This is a genomic window from Streptomyces mashuensis (assembly GCF_014654785.1).
Lineage (GTDB): Bacteria > Actinomycetota > Actinomycetes > Streptomycetales > Streptomycetaceae > Streptomyces > Streptomyces mashuensis.
Genome location: NZ_BNBD01000001.1, coordinates 509,738 through 524,248 on the forward strand (window position 1 = coordinate 509,738; position 14,511 = coordinate 524,248).

At 76.8% G+C, this 14,511-nt stretch carries 10 protein-coding genes; 5 read left to right on the forward strand and 5 right to left on the reverse strand.

All coding sequences use genetic code 11. The features are described 5' to 3' along the window. Window positions 1-120 precede the first annotated feature (120 nt). Both IE305_RS02010 and IE305_RS02015 read left to right on the forward strand, forming a co-directional pair. Complete coding sequence (locus tag IE305_RS02010) at window positions 121-612, forward strand: GNAT family N-acetyltransferase (protein ID WP_190127590.1); 492 nt, start codon at window positions 121-123, stop codon at window positions 610-612. 99 nt (window positions 613-711) lie between these two features. Beyond that, entirely contained in the window at window positions 712-1,980 is a 1,269-nt protein-coding gene (locus tag IE305_RS02015; protein ID WP_190127591.1) for an RCC1 domain-containing protein, read from the forward strand. On the opposite strand, the gene IE305_RS02020 is transcribed toward IE305_RS02015, so the two are convergent. Continuing rightward, window positions 1,964-3,013 carry an MBL fold metallo-hydrolase gene (locus IE305_RS02020; RefSeq protein WP_190127592.1) on the reverse strand — a complete coding sequence of 350 codons (1,050 nt, stop codon included), beginning with the start codon at window positions 3,011-3,013 and terminating at the stop codon, window positions 1,964-1,966. The two genes, IE305_RS02015 and IE305_RS02020, sit on opposite strands and share 17 nt — an antisense overlap. Before the next feature lie 25 nt (window positions 3,014-3,038). Next, window positions 3,039-4,244 carry an aminotransferase class I/II-fold pyridoxal phosphate-dependent enzyme gene (locus tag IE305_RS02025; protein ID WP_190127593.1) on the reverse strand — a complete coding sequence of 402 codons (1,206 nt, stop codon included), beginning with the start codon at window positions 4,242-4,244 and terminating at the stop codon, window positions 3,039-3,041. 373 nt (window positions 4,245-4,617) lie between these two features. Here IE305_RS02025 and IE305_RS02030 point away from each other — a divergent pair, with 373 nt between their 5' ends. Next, on the forward strand, window positions 4,618-4,968 hold the full coding sequence (locus IE305_RS02030; RefSeq protein WP_190127594.1) for a VOC family protein: 351 nt from the start codon (window positions 4,618-4,620) through the stop codon (window positions 4,966-4,968). A gap of 21 nt (window positions 4,969-4,989) precedes the next feature. Here IE305_RS02030 and IE305_RS02035 read toward each other — a convergent pair whose 3' ends face one another. From IE305_RS02035 to IE305_RS02045, 3 genes are all read right to left on the reverse strand, one after another. Next, the gene (locus tag IE305_RS02035; RefSeq protein WP_190127595.1) at window positions 4,990-6,999 is read right to left on the reverse strand and encodes a DUF5107 domain-containing protein; all 2,010 of its coding nucleotides are present in this window, start codon (window positions 6,997-6,999) and stop codon (window positions 4,990-4,992) included. 113 nt (window positions 7,000-7,112) lie between these two features. After that, window positions 7,113-8,537 carry a CoA transferase gene (locus IE305_RS02040; protein ID WP_190127596.1) on the reverse strand — a complete coding sequence of 475 codons (1,425 nt, stop codon included), beginning with the start codon at window positions 8,535-8,537 and terminating at the stop codon, window positions 7,113-7,115. After that, entirely contained in the window at window positions 8,534-9,970 is a 1,437-nt protein-coding gene (locus IE305_RS02045) for an alanine dehydrogenase (protein ID WP_190127597.1), read from the reverse strand. The genes IE305_RS02040 and IE305_RS02045 overlap by 4 nt, the downstream gene beginning before the upstream one ends. Window positions 9,971-10,590: 620 nt before the next feature. Between IE305_RS02045 and IE305_RS02050 the strand changes: the two genes are divergently transcribed. Together IE305_RS02050 and IE305_RS02055 are read left to right on the forward strand one after the other, a co-directional pair. Then, window positions 10,591-11,973: an amino acid permease gene (locus IE305_RS02050; protein ID WP_190127598.1), complete on the forward strand. Its 1,383-nt coding sequence runs from the start codon at window positions 10,591-10,593 to the stop codon at window positions 11,971-11,973. 181 nt (window positions 11,974-12,154) lie between these two features. Further along, complete coding sequence (locus IE305_RS02055) at window positions 12,155-14,497, forward strand: collagenase (RefSeq protein WP_190127599.1); 2,343 nt, start codon at window positions 12,155-12,157, stop codon at window positions 14,495-14,497. The last annotated feature ends 14 nt before the right edge of the window (window positions 14,498-14,511 follow it).

Below are 14,511 nucleotides of genomic sequence, written 5' to 3' on the forward strand. Positions count from 1 at the left end.
CCGGCGGCCGCCAACGGCCCGGTGCGCGCGGAAGCGCACATCGGCCCGCCCCGCGCCCTTCACCGACCGCACCCCGCGGCCCCCGCGCGTTTCCCCCGTCCGGCTGGGCAGCCTTCCCCCATGACCACCATCCTCCGAACGCCCCGACTGACGCTGCGCCGTTGGCGCGAGGACGACATCGAGCCCCTGGCGGCCCTCGGCCCCGGTGGCGATCCGGCCGCCGCCCGGGACGACATCGCCGCCTGGGAGCGGGAGTGGGAGGAACGAGGGGTCGGGATGTTCGCCGTCGAGTTGCGGGAGACCCGGCGGCTGGCCGGGGTCGCCGGGTTGTCCGTGCCCGCCCACCTGCCCGCCGTGCTGCCGGCCGTCGCGCTCGGGTGGCGGCTCGGGGCGGTGGGCCGGGAGCGGGGGCTGGACGTCGAGGCGGCGCGGGCCGTGCTCGACTTCGCGTTGCGCGATCGGGGGGTGGCCCGTGTCGTGGCGGTGCATGCCGTCGGCGACGCCGGCTCCGAGCGGGTGCTGCGCGCGCTCGGGATGCGGCCGGAGGGCGAGACGGCCGATCCCCGGTGCGGCGGGCGGCTGCGTGTGCACGTGCTGGAGGCGTGCCCCTGACGTACGCCGTCACGCTTTCGGGCCCCCCACACGTGCCCCGGCCCCGCGGACCGGCCAGCGTGGACGTCGACGGCATCCGCCCCGGCCAGGGAGGACCCATTGTCCGCAGGCGCACCCCCACCGACCGCCGGCCGGCTGTGCGCCGCGGGGCTCGGCGCGCAGGGGCAGGTGCCCGGCGTCCTCGCGGCGGCCGGCGGGGAACGCGTGGGGGCGGTGGCCGCCGGCGACTACCACAGCCTCGCCGTCACGGGCGCGGGCCGGCTGCTGGCGGCCGGCCTGGACGACGAGCGCCAGGTCACCGGCATCCTGGGCGTGGCGCACGGCCGTCGCGTCACCGCGGTGGCGGCGGGCGGCTTCCACAGTCTCGCGCTGACCGAGGAGGGGGAGCTGCTGGGCGCCGGGAAGGACCACAACGCGCAGGTGACCGGCATCGTGACCGCCGCCGGCGGCCGGCGGGCCGTCGCCGCGGCGGGCGGCGCCGTGCATTCGCTGGCGGTGACCGACGACGGTGAGCTGCTGGCGGCGGGGCACGACGGCGACGGCCAGGTGACGGGCATCGTGCAGGCGGCGCGCGGCCGCCAGGTCACGGCGGTGGCGGCCGGTGACTTCCACAGCCTGGCCCTGACCCGGGACGGCCGGCTGCTGGCCGCCGGCCGCGACGACGACGGCCAGGTGTCCGGCATCCTGGCCGCCGCGGACGGCCGGAAGGTGGTGGCCGTGTCGGCGGCCGCCCTGCAGAGCCTGGCGGTGACCGACGACGGGCAGCTGCTGGCCGCCGGCCGCGACGGCCACCACCAGGTGTCGGGCCTGTTGCGGATCGCGCAGGGCCGCCGGGTCGTCGCGGTGGCCGCCGGCCACCTGCACAGCCTCGCCGTCACCCGGGAGGGCGAGCTGCTGGCCTCCGGCAAGGACGGCGACGGGCAGGTGTCCGGGATTCTCGCGGCCGTGGGGCGGGAACGGGTGCTGCGTGTGGCCGCCGGCGGCTACCACAGCCTGGCCGTGGTCGCCGTCGACGGGCCCCGCGGCCGCGTGGTGCAGGCCGACTTCCGCACCGTGGGCCGCGACCCGGCCCGCGCCCTGACGCTGCGTCTGCTGCGGCGCGGCGACGGCGAGACGGTGCCCGACACCGAGGTGGTGCTGGACGCCGGCGGGCCCGCCCGCGAACTGGCCGTGCGCGAGGGCGCCCCGGTGGAGCTGGCGGTGTGCCGGGCCGTCACGGGCGAGGTCCTGGCGACGGGCACGGTTCGCTTCAGCTACGACGAGATCACCCGCACCACGGGCCTGGACACGCGCGCCAGCCGCCTGCCCTCGTACCTGGCCTGCACCGGCCACGGCGGCGGCCGCTTCACCTTCACCTGGAACAGGTGACGCCCGCCGGGGCCGGGCCCCCGGCGCCCTCGTCGGGCGGCAGCACCCGCGAGGCGCCCACCGGCAGGTCCCACAGCTCGTCGCGGGGCCGGCCCGTGGCCTCCCACGCCGCCCGTACGCGGCGCAGCGGCTCCAGCGGGGGTTCGGCCGACAGCAGGAACGTCGACCAGTGCATGGGCGCCATGGCCCGCGCCCCCACGTCCAGGCAGGCGCGGACGGCCTCCTCCGGGTCGGTGTGCACCGGGCCGAGCATCCAGCGCGGGTCGTACGCGCCGATGGGCAGCAGCGCCACGTCGATGCCGGGGAAGCGTTCCCCGATGCGTTCGAACCAGAAGCCGTAGCCGGTGTCGCCGGCGAAGTACACCCGCCGGCCGCCCGGGGCCGTCACCATCCAGCCGCCCCACAGCGAGCGGCAGGTGTCGGTCAGCGTGCGCTTGCTCCAGTGGTGGGCCGGCACGAAGTCGAACCGCACGAGGCCCGCCGGGCCCGGCAGCTCCACGGCCTCCCACCAGTCGAGCTCGGTGACGTGCCGGAAGCGCCGCCGGCGCGCCCAGCCGCCGAGCCCGGCAGGCAGCAGCAGTGGTGTGTCGCGCGGCAGCCGGCGCAGCGTGGGCAGGTCGAGGTGGTCGTAGTGGTTGTGGCTGATGACGACGGCGTCGACGCGCGGCAGGTCCTCCCACCGCACCCCGGGCGGTGTGACGCGGGGCGGCGTGCCGAGGATGCGGCGCGACCACACGGGGTCGGTGAGCACGGTCAGCCCGCCGATCCGCAGCACCCAGCTGGCGTGGCCGGCCCACGTCACGGCGAGCGTGCCGGGGTCGGCGGCGGGCAGCGGCCCGGGCGCCACGGGCAGCCCGTCCACCTCCCGCAGCGCCTCCGGGCCGGGCCGCAGCAGGCCCTCGCGGGCCACCCGGGCCAGGGCGCGGACGCCGGGCAGCGGCGCGGTGAGGCGGTCGGCGAACGACCGGGGCCAGGTGCGGACCTCGCGCAGCGGGCGGGGTTCCGTCAAGGGGCGCTCGGTCTGCTCGGTCATCTCGCTCCAATCGGGGGACACCGCGTCAGGTCCCGGCAAGTTCGCGGAAGGCCGCCGCGACGCGGGACAGCGCCCGGGCCACGTCCGGCTCCGCCGGCGGGTCGGGGGAGCCCAGGGCGCTCAGCCGGTCCTCGGCCGCCGGGCCGAGCAGGTCCAGCACCGACAGCCGTACCCGCAGTGCGTCCGGGTCGTCGCCGAAGCGGTGCCCGCCGGGCAGCAGGCGGCCCAGCGCCGTGCAGAGCCGGTCCTCCAGTTCCACGGCGTCGGTGACGCCGCGCGCGGCCAGCGGCCCGCGCAGCTCGCCGAGGTCGGCGTACAGGTGCGGGCCCGCCTGCGGGGGCCGGCACAGCACCCCGGCCGCCGCCAGCTGCTCGCGCAGCGCGGCGCCCAGCGTGCCGTACAGCCGGGCGGCCGCGGCGGTACGGGTACGGACCGGCTCGGGGCCGGACAGTGCCCAGCCCGCGGCGGCGGCCACCGGCGGCGCCAGTTCGGCGCGGAGCGCCGCCAGCACCGCCAGTGCGCGGTCGCGCAGCACCGGGCCCGTGCCGGCGGCGGGGAAGCGGGCGACGGCGGCGGGCCAGGCGGGCGGCAGCAGCGGCCCGGACAGGTCGCTGACCACGACGACCCGGCGGGGCGCCACTTCGGCCGGGCCGACGAAGACCGTGCCGTGCGGGTCGTGCAGCACGTCGCGCCACGTCTCGTCGCTCACGACGGTCAGGTCCTCGGCGGCCGCCGCCTCGCAGACCTCGCCGACGATCTCCGGCGGGGCGACCGTGCCGGTGGTGTCGTCCGCCACCGACAGCACCAGGAACCGGGGCCGCCCGCCCTCCGAACGGATCCTGTCCACCGTCTCCAGCAGCGCGACGGGGTCGGGCACGCCCCCGCACTCGGCGGGCACCGGCACGTGGTAGGCCAGCCGGCCCGCCAGCCGGGCCAGCGGCGCGTACGAGGCCGAGCAGGGCCGGGTCAGCAGCACCTCGCCGCCCGCCGACGCGAACAGCGCCAGCAGCAGCGGCTGGCGGCCCGGCGCCGCCAGCACGTCCTCGGGGGCGGCCGGCAGTCCGCGCCGCGCCCAGTGGTCGCAGGCGGCGGTGCGCAGCTCGGCGCCGCCACCCACCGGCTCGGGGCCCGCGTCGGCCGCCGCGGCCAGCCGTGCGGCCAGCTCCGGCAGCACCGGCAGCCCCCGCTCCGCGGCCGGCAGCGCGAGGTGCGCCGGACGGGCCCGCTGCATCCGTACCGCACCTCCGTCACCGCACGCCGGGCACCGGCCACCCGCCGGTCCCTGGTCCACCTTGGCAGACCGGGCGCGGCGCGGCGGGGCGACACGGGCGCGCGGGTGACAGCCGGGTGAACGTCCCCCGCCCGGCCGGACGACGCCACCGGACGCCGGCGGATGCCGCCGGACGATGCCGCCGGGGGACGCCTCCCGTGGTGGCGGGCGCCCGGCGGGTACGCCCCCGGCGCACGCCGGAGCACCCGCCACCGGCCGCCGCCCGCGTACCCGCCCGTGCCGACCGCGTGCCGACGCGTGCCCGCCCGCGCCCGGACGCCGCCCCCCGGCGTTCTCCCACCGGCGCCGCTCCCCGCCAACTAGCCTGGTTTCCATGAACATTCTGGGGACTTCGCTGCGGGTGTGCGTCAACGACCTGGAGGAGGGGATCGCGGTCTACGAACGGCTGACCGGCGCCGAGGCGGTGCGTTTCCGGCGCGGTGGCGTGTCGGTGGCGGCGGTCGGCTGCTTCTTCCTCATGTGCGGCCCGGAGGCGGAGCTCTCCGTGCTGCGGAAGATCACCGCCACGCTCGCCGTCACCGACGTCGACGAGGCGCTGGCCGACCTGCGGGCCGTGGGCGCGGACATCATCGCCGGCCCCCTGCCCACGCCCATCGGCCGCAACCTGATCGCCCGCCACCCCGACGGCTCGGTGTTCGAGTACGTGGACCGCACGCCGGGCTGACCCCGGGGCCGCCGCCGGGGGTCAGGCCCCCATGCGGAAGTCGTAGCGGACGGGCAGCGGGTGCTCCGCCCGCGCCCGGTCCCGCACCTCCTCCGTCACCGGGCCGTCCCCCGCCACCAGACGTTCGGCCACGGCGAACCACACGTCCTCCAGGGCCCGTTCGCCCTCCCGCAGGTCGTCCACGTCGAAGCCCTCGTCGAACACCGCCCGCGCCGCCGCCGCGTCGCCCCGCGCCAGCAGCACCCGGGCCCGCAGCAGCCGGAACCGGCCGTGCGACCGCGCCGTGGGGTGCACCCCCGCCAGCAGCGCGTCCGCCTCCTCCGCCCGCCCGGCCTCCAGCAGCGCCTCGACCGCCTCCCGCGCCAGCGCCGTCGCCGTCGGGTGCGCCACGCGCGCGTGCCGGGCCTCGGCCACCGCGGCGGCGTACCGGTCGGCGGCCCGCTCCGGGTGCCCGTCCAGCCGGTCGGCGGCCCCCAGGCAGCGCAGCGCCGGCCACGCGCAGCCGTACCGCAGCGCCTGCTCCCAGCTGCGCACGGCCTGCGAGCGGTCGCCGGCGTGCCACTGTGCGACGCCCAGGTGGTACGCCGTGTACGGGCCGGGCCCGGCGCTCTCCAGCAGCTCCCGCCACGGCGCCGACACCAGCGACGGCCCCGGCTCCGGCCCCTCCTCCCGCAGCACGCCGTGCCGCAGCAACTCCCGCCACGGCCGCTGCTCCTCGCCGAGCGTGCCCTCCGCGAAGGGCGTGCCGGGCAGCTCCAGCCGGCCGCGCTCCACCTCCAGCGCGCCCCAGCCCGAACCGGCGGCCAGGGTCTCCTTGGGCTCGTGGTCGGCGTACGGCCGCCACGCCGCGTACGCGGCGTCCACGGTGGCGCGCGGCAGCGCCGCCTCCAGCCGCCCGGCCGCCTCGGCGCACGCCGCCGCCCAGTCCTCGCCGTGCACCCGCGCGGGGTCGGCGGCCAGCGGCCCGTACGCCTCCAGCCAGGCGAACTCGCCGCCGGGGTGCAGCGGTACGTGTTCCAGCTGGGTGGGCGCCAGGCCGGCCTGGATCTCGGCGTAGCCGCCGGTGCCCGGCTCCGTGAGCCACTCCTGCCAGCGCCGGCCCGAGGGGCCCGAGCCCCACAGGAACAGCTTGCGGCCCGTCAGCAGGTCGGTGGAGGTCTGCGCCAGGCCGTGGCCGTGGGCGTCGAGGGACGCGATCCAGCGGCGTTCGCCGTCCGGCAGGTCGTAGAAGTAGTCGGCGGGCCGCTGCCCGTTCAGCGGGTACGTGCGGTCGGCGCCGTCCCACACCGGCACCGGTACGCGCCGCAGGGCACGTTCGTAGCCGAAGTGGAAGGCGCCGGTGGCCGGGGCGAGGACCCGGCTGCCGGGCGCCTCGGGCACGGCGGTGTTCGACCACCAGTAGACGGGCGCGGTGTGGTGGTGCGGGTTGCGGACGCGGACGCCCACGTACAGGAAGTCGGAGCCGTCCGGCAGCCACAGGTCGACCTGGAACGGCAGGTCGCGCAGCCGTTCCCACTCCCACAGCCGCAGCATCTCGCCGCCGTCGGGCGCGGGCACGCGCGCGGCGTGCAGCGGGGCGACGGACAGCGTGGTGTGCCCGGTCGCCCCGATGTTCCACTCGATGCCGCCGGAGAACCAGGCGCCGTTGAGGGCGAAGCCGGCGGGCTGGAACACGGGGTTGGAGTACAGGAGTTCGCGGCCGCTCGGCTTGTGGAACAGGGAGTGCACGCGCCCCCCGAGCCCCGGCAGGACGGTCGCCCGCAGCCGGTCGTTCTCGACGACGAGGGCGTCGAGGTCGGTCCGTTGCCGGTGCCGCCCGTACGCGTCGCGGCGCCGCACCGGCAGCAGCGACCGCAGTGGCGCCCACGTCATCCGCCGCGCCATGGCGGGCGGCAGCTCCTCGCCGTCCCTGGCCCGGGGGACGGCGGGTCGGTGCACGTCACCCGGGGCGGCGAGCGGCGGCAGCGGGTTCTCCGGTCCCAGCGGCGCGGCGGGCAGCGTGAGGACGGCTCGGCGGACGGTCGTGGCCACGGCGGGTCAGCTCCTCGGGAGGGGGGCGTCCGCATGTGGGGGACATGCGGGGGACAGGGGAGTGCTTCCCCGCCGCAACCGCCGGCACGCGGCGGGTCCGCTGCTGCCGCGCGCTACCGCCACATCGCTGCGTCCGCCCCCAGCACGCCGGACGGGGCGGCCCACTGGCGCGGTCCACCCTCGAACGTCACGGGTGGCACTGCGTGCCGCAGCCGCCCGCGGGGCGTGTCGCGCTCCACCAACCAGGCGGCGGGGTCGTACGGCTCGCCCCCGGCCTCGCCCTGCTGGTCGTGCGGTACGTCCGCCATCAGCCACGCCGCCGTCCGGGCCAGTGCCAGCCGCGCCCCGTACGTACCGCCGCCGGCGCACTGCTCGGTGACGGCCCGCAGCACGGCGGCGGCCAGGAGGTAGCCGGTGCCGTGGTCCAGCGCCTGCGCGGGCAGCGCGCCGGGCGTGCCGTCGTCGGCGGCCTCGGCCACCGCCACGCCGCAGGCGGCCTGCACCAGGCTGTCGAAGCCGCGCCGGCCGCCCCACGGCCCGTACGTGCCCCAGGCGCTCAGCGAGGCGACGACCAGGCCCGGCCGGCGCTCGGCCAGGGCCTGCGGCGCGAGGCCGTGGCGGTCCAGGGCGCCGGGCCGGTATCCGGTGACGACCACGTCGGCGCGTGCCAGCAGCTCGTCGAACACCGCGCGGTCGGCGCGCCGCCCGAGGTCGAGCAGGGTGGAGCGCTTGCCGAGGCCCGTGTCGTCGTGCAGGTCCTGCGTCTCGGGCATCGCGGGCGGGTCGACGCGCAGGACGTCGGCCCCCAGCAGCGCGAGCGTGCGGGTGGCCACGGGGCCGGCGAGGACGCGCGTGAGGTCCAGCACCCGCAGCCCGGAGGCGGGCAGGCCGCGCGGGGCGGGACCCAGCGCGCGGCCCGGCCCGCCCCGTCCCTCGGCCAGTCGCTCCAGCGTCAGCAGCGGGTGCCCGGCGACGGCGGCGCCCTGCGGGTGCGCGGCCCACTCCTCGGGGGTGCGGACGGCGACGGCGAGCCCGCCGGCCGCGTACACCGCCTCCTCGACGGCAGCGGCCTCGCGCGTGGCGAGTTCCGCGGCGACCCGCCCGGCCAGGGCGGTGTCGTCACCCGAGCTGCCGGTGTCGGGCACGCCCAGGGCCGCCAGGAGGCGGGCGCGGTGGTGGGGGTAGTTGGCGTGGGTGCGCAGCCAGCCGTCGGCGGTGCGCCAGAAGCGGGACAGCGGCGCGAAGGCCGGGTGGGCCCGGCCGTCCACCCGTACGTGCCGCTCACTGACGAAGGCGGTGGCCACCGCGCCGTCGTCCACGGTGACGGCCGGCAGCGGCCCGCCGCCGCGCCGTGCGGCGTCCAGTTCGGCCGCCGCCAGCGCGCACGCTGCCACCGTGGCGCGGGCCGTCTCGCGGACCGGCAGGCGGGCGGGGAGGACGGACGACGGGCCGCGGAACGTGACGGCTTCCGTGCGGGCGGGGTCGCCGCCGAGAGCGGCCCACGCCTGCTCCAGCGGGAGGGAGGATCGTCTGGTCATCCGTTGAGTGTGGCACTGAGTGCCACATCGGGGGAAGGTCCCGGAAGGGGTGGTCCGCAGCGGGCCGCGGCCGGTCCGGCCACCAGAGCCCGCCGGACGCCTGGGGGAGCGGTGGCCAGCCCGTCGGCGAGGTGCTCGTCCTCCAGCAGCAGCCGCACGATCTGGGCGCTGTAGCGCTCGGCCGACTCGCGGGCGAAGCCCAGCAGCGGCCAGCCCCAGACCGAGGCCAGGTGCACGCCCGCGCGGACGACGCAGGGCCGGAGGGGGCTGGTGGACGAGACGACGGGCTGCACGGGCGTGCGGTTGCCCGGGCAGCCGCCCACCAGGTCGACGACGACCGTGCCGGGGCGCAGCACGGTGCCCAGGTCGTCGTCGGTGATCACGTAGTGCCGGCCGCGCAGCCGCGGTGCCAGTTCGATGCCGTTGACGACGAGGTCGGCGGTGGCGAGGTGGCGGCGGACGGCGGGCCGGAGGGCGGTGCGGCGGGTGAGGACCTCCACGGCCGCGACGCCCTGCCGCAGGCACTCGTCGAGCGCGCCGAAGGCCACGTTGCCGTAGCCGAGGACGACGGTGGACAGCCCGGCCGCCGCGGCGGGGCCGTGGCACCGCCGCAGGGCTAGGCCGACGCCGAAGCGGGCGCCGGCCCGCCCGGTCTCGTGCAGGCAGTGGATGCGGCGCCGCCCGAAGCGGCGTACGGGCAGGGAGGCGCGGTACGCGTCGACGCGCGCGGCGGGCAGCGCGCGGGCGAGCGCGACGAGCTCGGCGCACGGGACCGCGAACGCGCCCCGGGCGAGGGCGGGCGACCCCACCACGCGCAGCGCGGCGGGGCGGCAGCGGGCCGCGTACTGGAGGGCGCCGAAGAGCTCGGCGGCCAAGCCGGTGGAGGCGCCGGCGGGAGCCTCGGCGAAGGTGAAGGCGAGCGCGAGGTCGCCGGGCGGGTCCGGCGCCCGGCCGAGCACGGCGCGCATCGCCAGGCGGGCGCGGAGCAGGGCGTCGGGGAGCCGTTCGGGGCACTCGCGGATCTCCTCCATGGCGAGGAGGTTGACGCCGTGCTCCTCGGCCACGGCGACCCGCTCGGGCACCGAGCGGGCGTGCACCATGCACAGCAGGGTGGAGCCGGGGTCCATGCGGGCCAGGTCGCGGTGGGCGGGGCCCTTGAGCTTGATCACCAGGTCCTTGTCCCGGTACAGCGCGTCGTGGTCCTGGAGGGCGGCGCCCGCGGCGGCGTACGCGGCGTCGGGGAGGCCCAGGGCGGTGCCCGCGCCGCGCTCGACGGCGACCGCGCAGCCGTGGCGGACCAGGGCCGCGACGCCGGCCGGGGTCAGGGCGGCCCGGATCTCGGCGCCGTCGGGGTTCTCGGGGGAGCGCCGTTCGGCCGCGAGCCCGATGGCGCGGAACGGCCCGGTGCCGGACGGCACCGTCCTCACCGACATGGCGGCCCTCTCCGCCCTCACCGCACGAGCCCATGATGACAGCGGTGACCGTGGGGCGCGAGGGTAGGCGGTGGCGGCCGGTGCGGCACCTCGGCTCACCCGTTCGGGTGAGGTCGGCCGCAGGCCGGGCACGGCCGGGGCCGCCGCATACGCTGGTCGTGGTGAGCGAACGGAAGTACCCCTCCGAGCCGGAGCCCCTGGGCCGTACGTGTCCCTGGTGCCACGGGTCCGGCTGCGTCCCCCGGGTCCTGGCCTACAGCTGCGGGACGCATCCGTTCCGCGGTCCCGCGGAGACCGTGCACCGCTCCGGGCAGTGCCGCCACTGCCGCGGTTCGGGCGTCTACGCATCCGAGCAGGATCCGACCCTTGACCACGGCGGCGACCACGACGCATGATCTCCGGCGATGGACGAATCGCGGCCGGAAGCCGCGATTCCCGCACCTTTTCCGGTCGCCGGACGGGCCCCGCGGGACAAAAATCACCGATTTTGCAGCAGCTCCCGGGCCCCTCACCATGTGGACTCGACCGGACCTCGCACACCCGTGTGAGCCCCGCTTTCCGTGACACCCGTCACATCCGTGACACCGGCTCCGCCCGCAGGACGAGAGGCGCACCACCCCATGCACGACACCGACGGCACGCAAGGCCGCCGTTTCGGACTGCCCACGGCCACCGCGCTGGTCATGGGCAACATCATCGGCGGCGGCATCTTCCTGCTGCCCGCCTCGGTCGCGCCCTTCGGCACCGTGAGCCTGCTGGCCTTCGCCGTGCTGACGGTCGGCGCGATCGCGCTCGCCCTCGTCTTCGGCCGGCTGGCCCGGCGCCATCCGCAGACCGGTGGCCCGTACGTCTACGCCCGCGAGGCGTTCGGCGACTTCGCCGGCTTCCTGTCCGCGTGGTCGTACTGGACCATGACCTGGGTCAGCAACGCCGCCCTGGCCGTCGCCGGCGTCGGCTACTTCCACGTCCTGGCCGGCAGCTCCGCCTCGAAGACCGGTGACCTGGTCGTGGCGCTGCTCATGCTGTGGCTGCCCGCGCTGGCCAACCTGGCCGGCACCCGCTGGGTGGGCGCGGTGCAGATGGTCTCCACGGTGCTGAAGTTCATCCCGCTGCTGTTCGTCGCGGTCGTCGGGATCTTCTTCTTCGACCCGTCCAACCTGGGCTCCTTCGCCGACGGCGGGCACAGCTGGGGCAGCGGCCTGTCCGCTTCCGCGGCGATCCTGCTCTACAGCTACGTGGGCGTGGAGTCGGCGGCCATGAGCGCCGGCGAGGTGCGCGACCCGGAGCGCAACGTGGGCCGGGCCAGCGTCCTCGGCACGATCGGCGCGGCGCTGGTCTACCTGCTGGGCACGCTCGCCGTGTTCGGCACCGTTTCCCACGACAAGCTGGTGGCCTCCACGGCGCCCTTCTCCGACGCCGTGGACGCGATGTTCGGCGGGCACTGGGGCGGCACGCTGATCGCCCTGGCGGCCGTGGTCTCCATCGTGGGCGCGCTCAACGGCTGGACGCTGATGAGCGCCCAGGCGCCGTACGCCGCCGCGCAGGACGGGCTGTTCCCGGCGGCCTTCGGGCGCAAGCGGCGCGGTGTGCCGACCGTCGGCGTGCTGGCCGCGGCGGTGCTCGCCTCGCTGCTGACGGTCATCAACTACACGGCGGGGATCAACGGCGTCTTCGAGATCCTCGTGCTCATCACGACGTTCTCCGCGACGGTCCCGTACCTGCTGGCGACGGCGGCCCAGGTCCGCTTCCTGCTGGAGGGCCGGCGCGACAAGGTGGCCCCGGCCCGGTTCGTCCGCGACATGGTGCTGGCGCTCGGCGGCTTCGGCTTCTCCTTCTGGCTGGTCGCCGGCGCCGGCTACGCGGCGGTCTACCAGGGCGTGCTGTTCCTCTTCGCGGGGATCATCGTCTACGTCTGGATGGCCGCCCGGCGCCCGGCGGGCGAGGCGGCGGACGCGCCGGTGGCCGCCACGGCAGAGGCTGCCGAGGCCGAGCTGGTCGGCTGACGCGGACCGACGTCCCACGACGGACGGCGGGCGGGCTCCACGGGGGAGCCCGCCCGCCGTCGTATGCGCGCCCGGTAGAAAAAGCTTTTGTGACGCATGGGTTGTCAGTGAAATGTCACATTACTATGGTACGCCGCGCGTCCGGTCATTGACGCACCGTCAACCCCGCTGAGGAGAACCGGTGTCCGCGTTACGTACCGCGCGCAGAGGCGTGCTCGCCGTCGTCCTGACGGCCTGCCTCGCCCTGCCGGCAGCCCAGGGGGCCCAGGCGGCCCCCGCCCAGCCCACCAGACCCCCCGCCGCGGCAGCCCCCGCCGCCCCGGCCGCCACGACCGGCCCGTACGACGACGCCGACCGCGTCGCCGCACCACCCCGGCAGACCACCCGCACCCCCGCCCCCGGCGGCCGGGCCAACACGCCCGCCGAACCGGACCGCCTCCCGGGCCGCACCACCACCGGCACCGGGGGCGGCACGTCCGCCGGCCCCGCCCTCGGCGGCACCGTGCCCTGCACCCTCGACGGCATCACCGGCCTCGGCCCCGACCGCCTCGCCGACTTCCTCACCGACCCGGCCGTCACCGCCGAGGGCTGCCTGCACGGCCTCATCTGGACCTGGGACGCCCGCCTCGTCCCCGTGCTGTCCCGCGCCCACGTCCAGGCCGTCGCCCGGCGCGCCACCGAGCTGGCCCCCGCCCACGACGGCAGCGACTCCCGCCACCTGCTGGAGCTCTTCACCTACCTCCACGCCGCCGTCCACCACGACTTCTCGCACACCGAGATCGACCTGACCGACCCGGCCACCGTCGACGCCATGCGCCGCGCCATCGCCGCGTACGGCACCGCCGCCCACACCTTCGACCCCACCCGGGCCAACGCCGACACCCTCCGCGAGGCCCTCACCGCCGGCAGCGCCCAGGGGCTGCGCGAACACCAGTTGCCCCTCGTCCAGCGCGTCCTGGCCACCATGGCCCCCGGCGCCACCACCGCGACCGACACCGCCTGGGGCAAGGCCGTCCTCGCCGCCCTCACCGTCAACTACCTGGGCATATACCCCGGCAACAACGACACCGCCTTCCGCCGCGCCGCGGCCGGCGACCCCGGCTACCGCGCCGCCTTCCGCGCCTTCGCCGGATACGGCCACCTCAAGGGCACCGCCAACGCCTGGGCCGCGCGCGACGCCCTCAGCGAGTACGGCCGCTTCGGCCAGATCGACGGGCTGCGCCCGGCCGTCACCGCCGACCTCGGCGCCCTCCTGAAGCCCGCCGAGGCGAGCTTCGGCGACCTCAGCGCCCCCTGGGCCTCGCTCGTCTCCTGGCTGATCCTCTTCGACGCCTGCAAGCCGTACGGCGTGTGCAAGCCGCAGGTGGAGGCCCGGGTCTTCCCGCAGACGTACACCTACGACAAGGCCGGACTGGAGGTGCGCACCGCCCTCGACCACGAGACCACCGACGCCCTCTACTACGCGAGCAAACAGGTCAAGGCCCAGTTCTTCCGCGTCCTCGGCACGGACGCGCCGCTGGCCGGCGACCCCAACACCACGCTGCACGTCCGCCTGTACGCCTCACGCGCCCAGTACGAGGTGCTCCAGCCCCTCCTCACCGGCCTGAGCACCAACAACGGCGGCATGTACATCGAGCAGGGCGCCACCTTCTACACCTACCAGCGCCGCGTGCCCCAGGACTCCCAGCTGACGCTGGAGGAGCTGTTCCGGCACGAGTACACCCACTACCTCAACGGGCGCTGGGCCGTGCCGGGCATGTTCGGCGAGCCCCGCTGGTACACCGGCGACCTCACCACCGCGATGGACGAGGGCACCGCCGAGTTCTTCGCCGGCGCCACCCGCGAAGAGGGCGTCAAGGTCCGCAAGTCCCTCGTCAAGAGCGTCATCGCCGACACCGCCGGCGGCCGGCCCCGGATGACCGTCGACCAGTTCCTGCACGCCACCTACGACGGCGACGGCTTCCGCTTCTACTCCTACGCCGGCACGTTCTTCTCGTACCTGTGGCAGGAACACCCGTCCCTGCTGCGCGAGATGTACGCCTACGAACGCGCCGACGACCCCAAGGGCTTCGACGCCTGGCGCACCCGCCTCGGCCGCGACACGGAGCTCCAGCAGGGCTACGACGCCTTCCTCGACGAGCAGATCCGCCAGGTCGACGGCCTCTACGTGCCCGCCACACGGCACGTCCCCCTGGGCGACCTGGCCCTGTCCCGGCCCGGCGAGGTGCAGGCCGCCCTCGCCGCCGCCACGGAGCTGACCCCGTCCTGCACGGGCAACGGCGACACCGGGCGGCCGCGCTACGTGTGCACCGGGCGCGTCACCGCGCGCCTGAGCGACGCCGGCAGCCAGGACCAGGTCTTCCACGACATGGCCGACACGGTCGACTACTTCGTCCTCGACCGCGCCGCCTCCGGCCCCGACAACCTGACCGACATGAACTGCTCCTTCGGAGCCGTCGACATCGGGGCGGACCGGACCGCCGGCAGCAGCACGTACACGTGCGAGGGGCCGCTGAAGCCCTGACCCTCCGCGCCGTA

Bases quoted from the DNA above. Each gene is read 5' to 3' on its own strand.
- IE305_RS02010 (WP_190127590.1), top strand. From the start codon at position 121: ATGACCACCATCCTCCGAACGCCCCGACTGACGCTGCGCCGTTGGCGC.
- IE305_RS02020 (WP_190127592.1), bottom strand. From the start codon at position 3,013: ATGACCGAGCAGACCGAGCGCCCCTTGACGGAACCCCGCCCGCTGCGC.
- IE305_RS02025 (WP_190127593.1), bottom strand. From the start codon at position 4,244: ATGCAGCGGGCCCGTCCGGCGCACCTCGCGCTGCCGGCCGCGGAGCGG.
- IE305_RS02030 (WP_190127594.1), top strand. From the start codon at position 4,618: ATGAACATTCTGGGGACTTCGCTGCGGGTGTGCGTCAACGACCTGGAG.
- IE305_RS02040 (WP_190127596.1), bottom strand. From the start codon at position 8,537: ATGACCAGACGATCCTCCCTCCCGCTGGAGCAGGCGTGGGCCGCTCTC.
- IE305_RS02045 (WP_190127597.1), bottom strand. From the start codon at position 9,970: ATGTCGGTGAGGACGGTGCCGTCCGGCACCGGGCCGTTCCGCGCCATC.
- IE305_RS02050 (WP_190127598.1), top strand. From the start codon at position 10,591: ATGCACGACACCGACGGCACGCAAGGCCGCCGTTTCGGACTGCCCACG.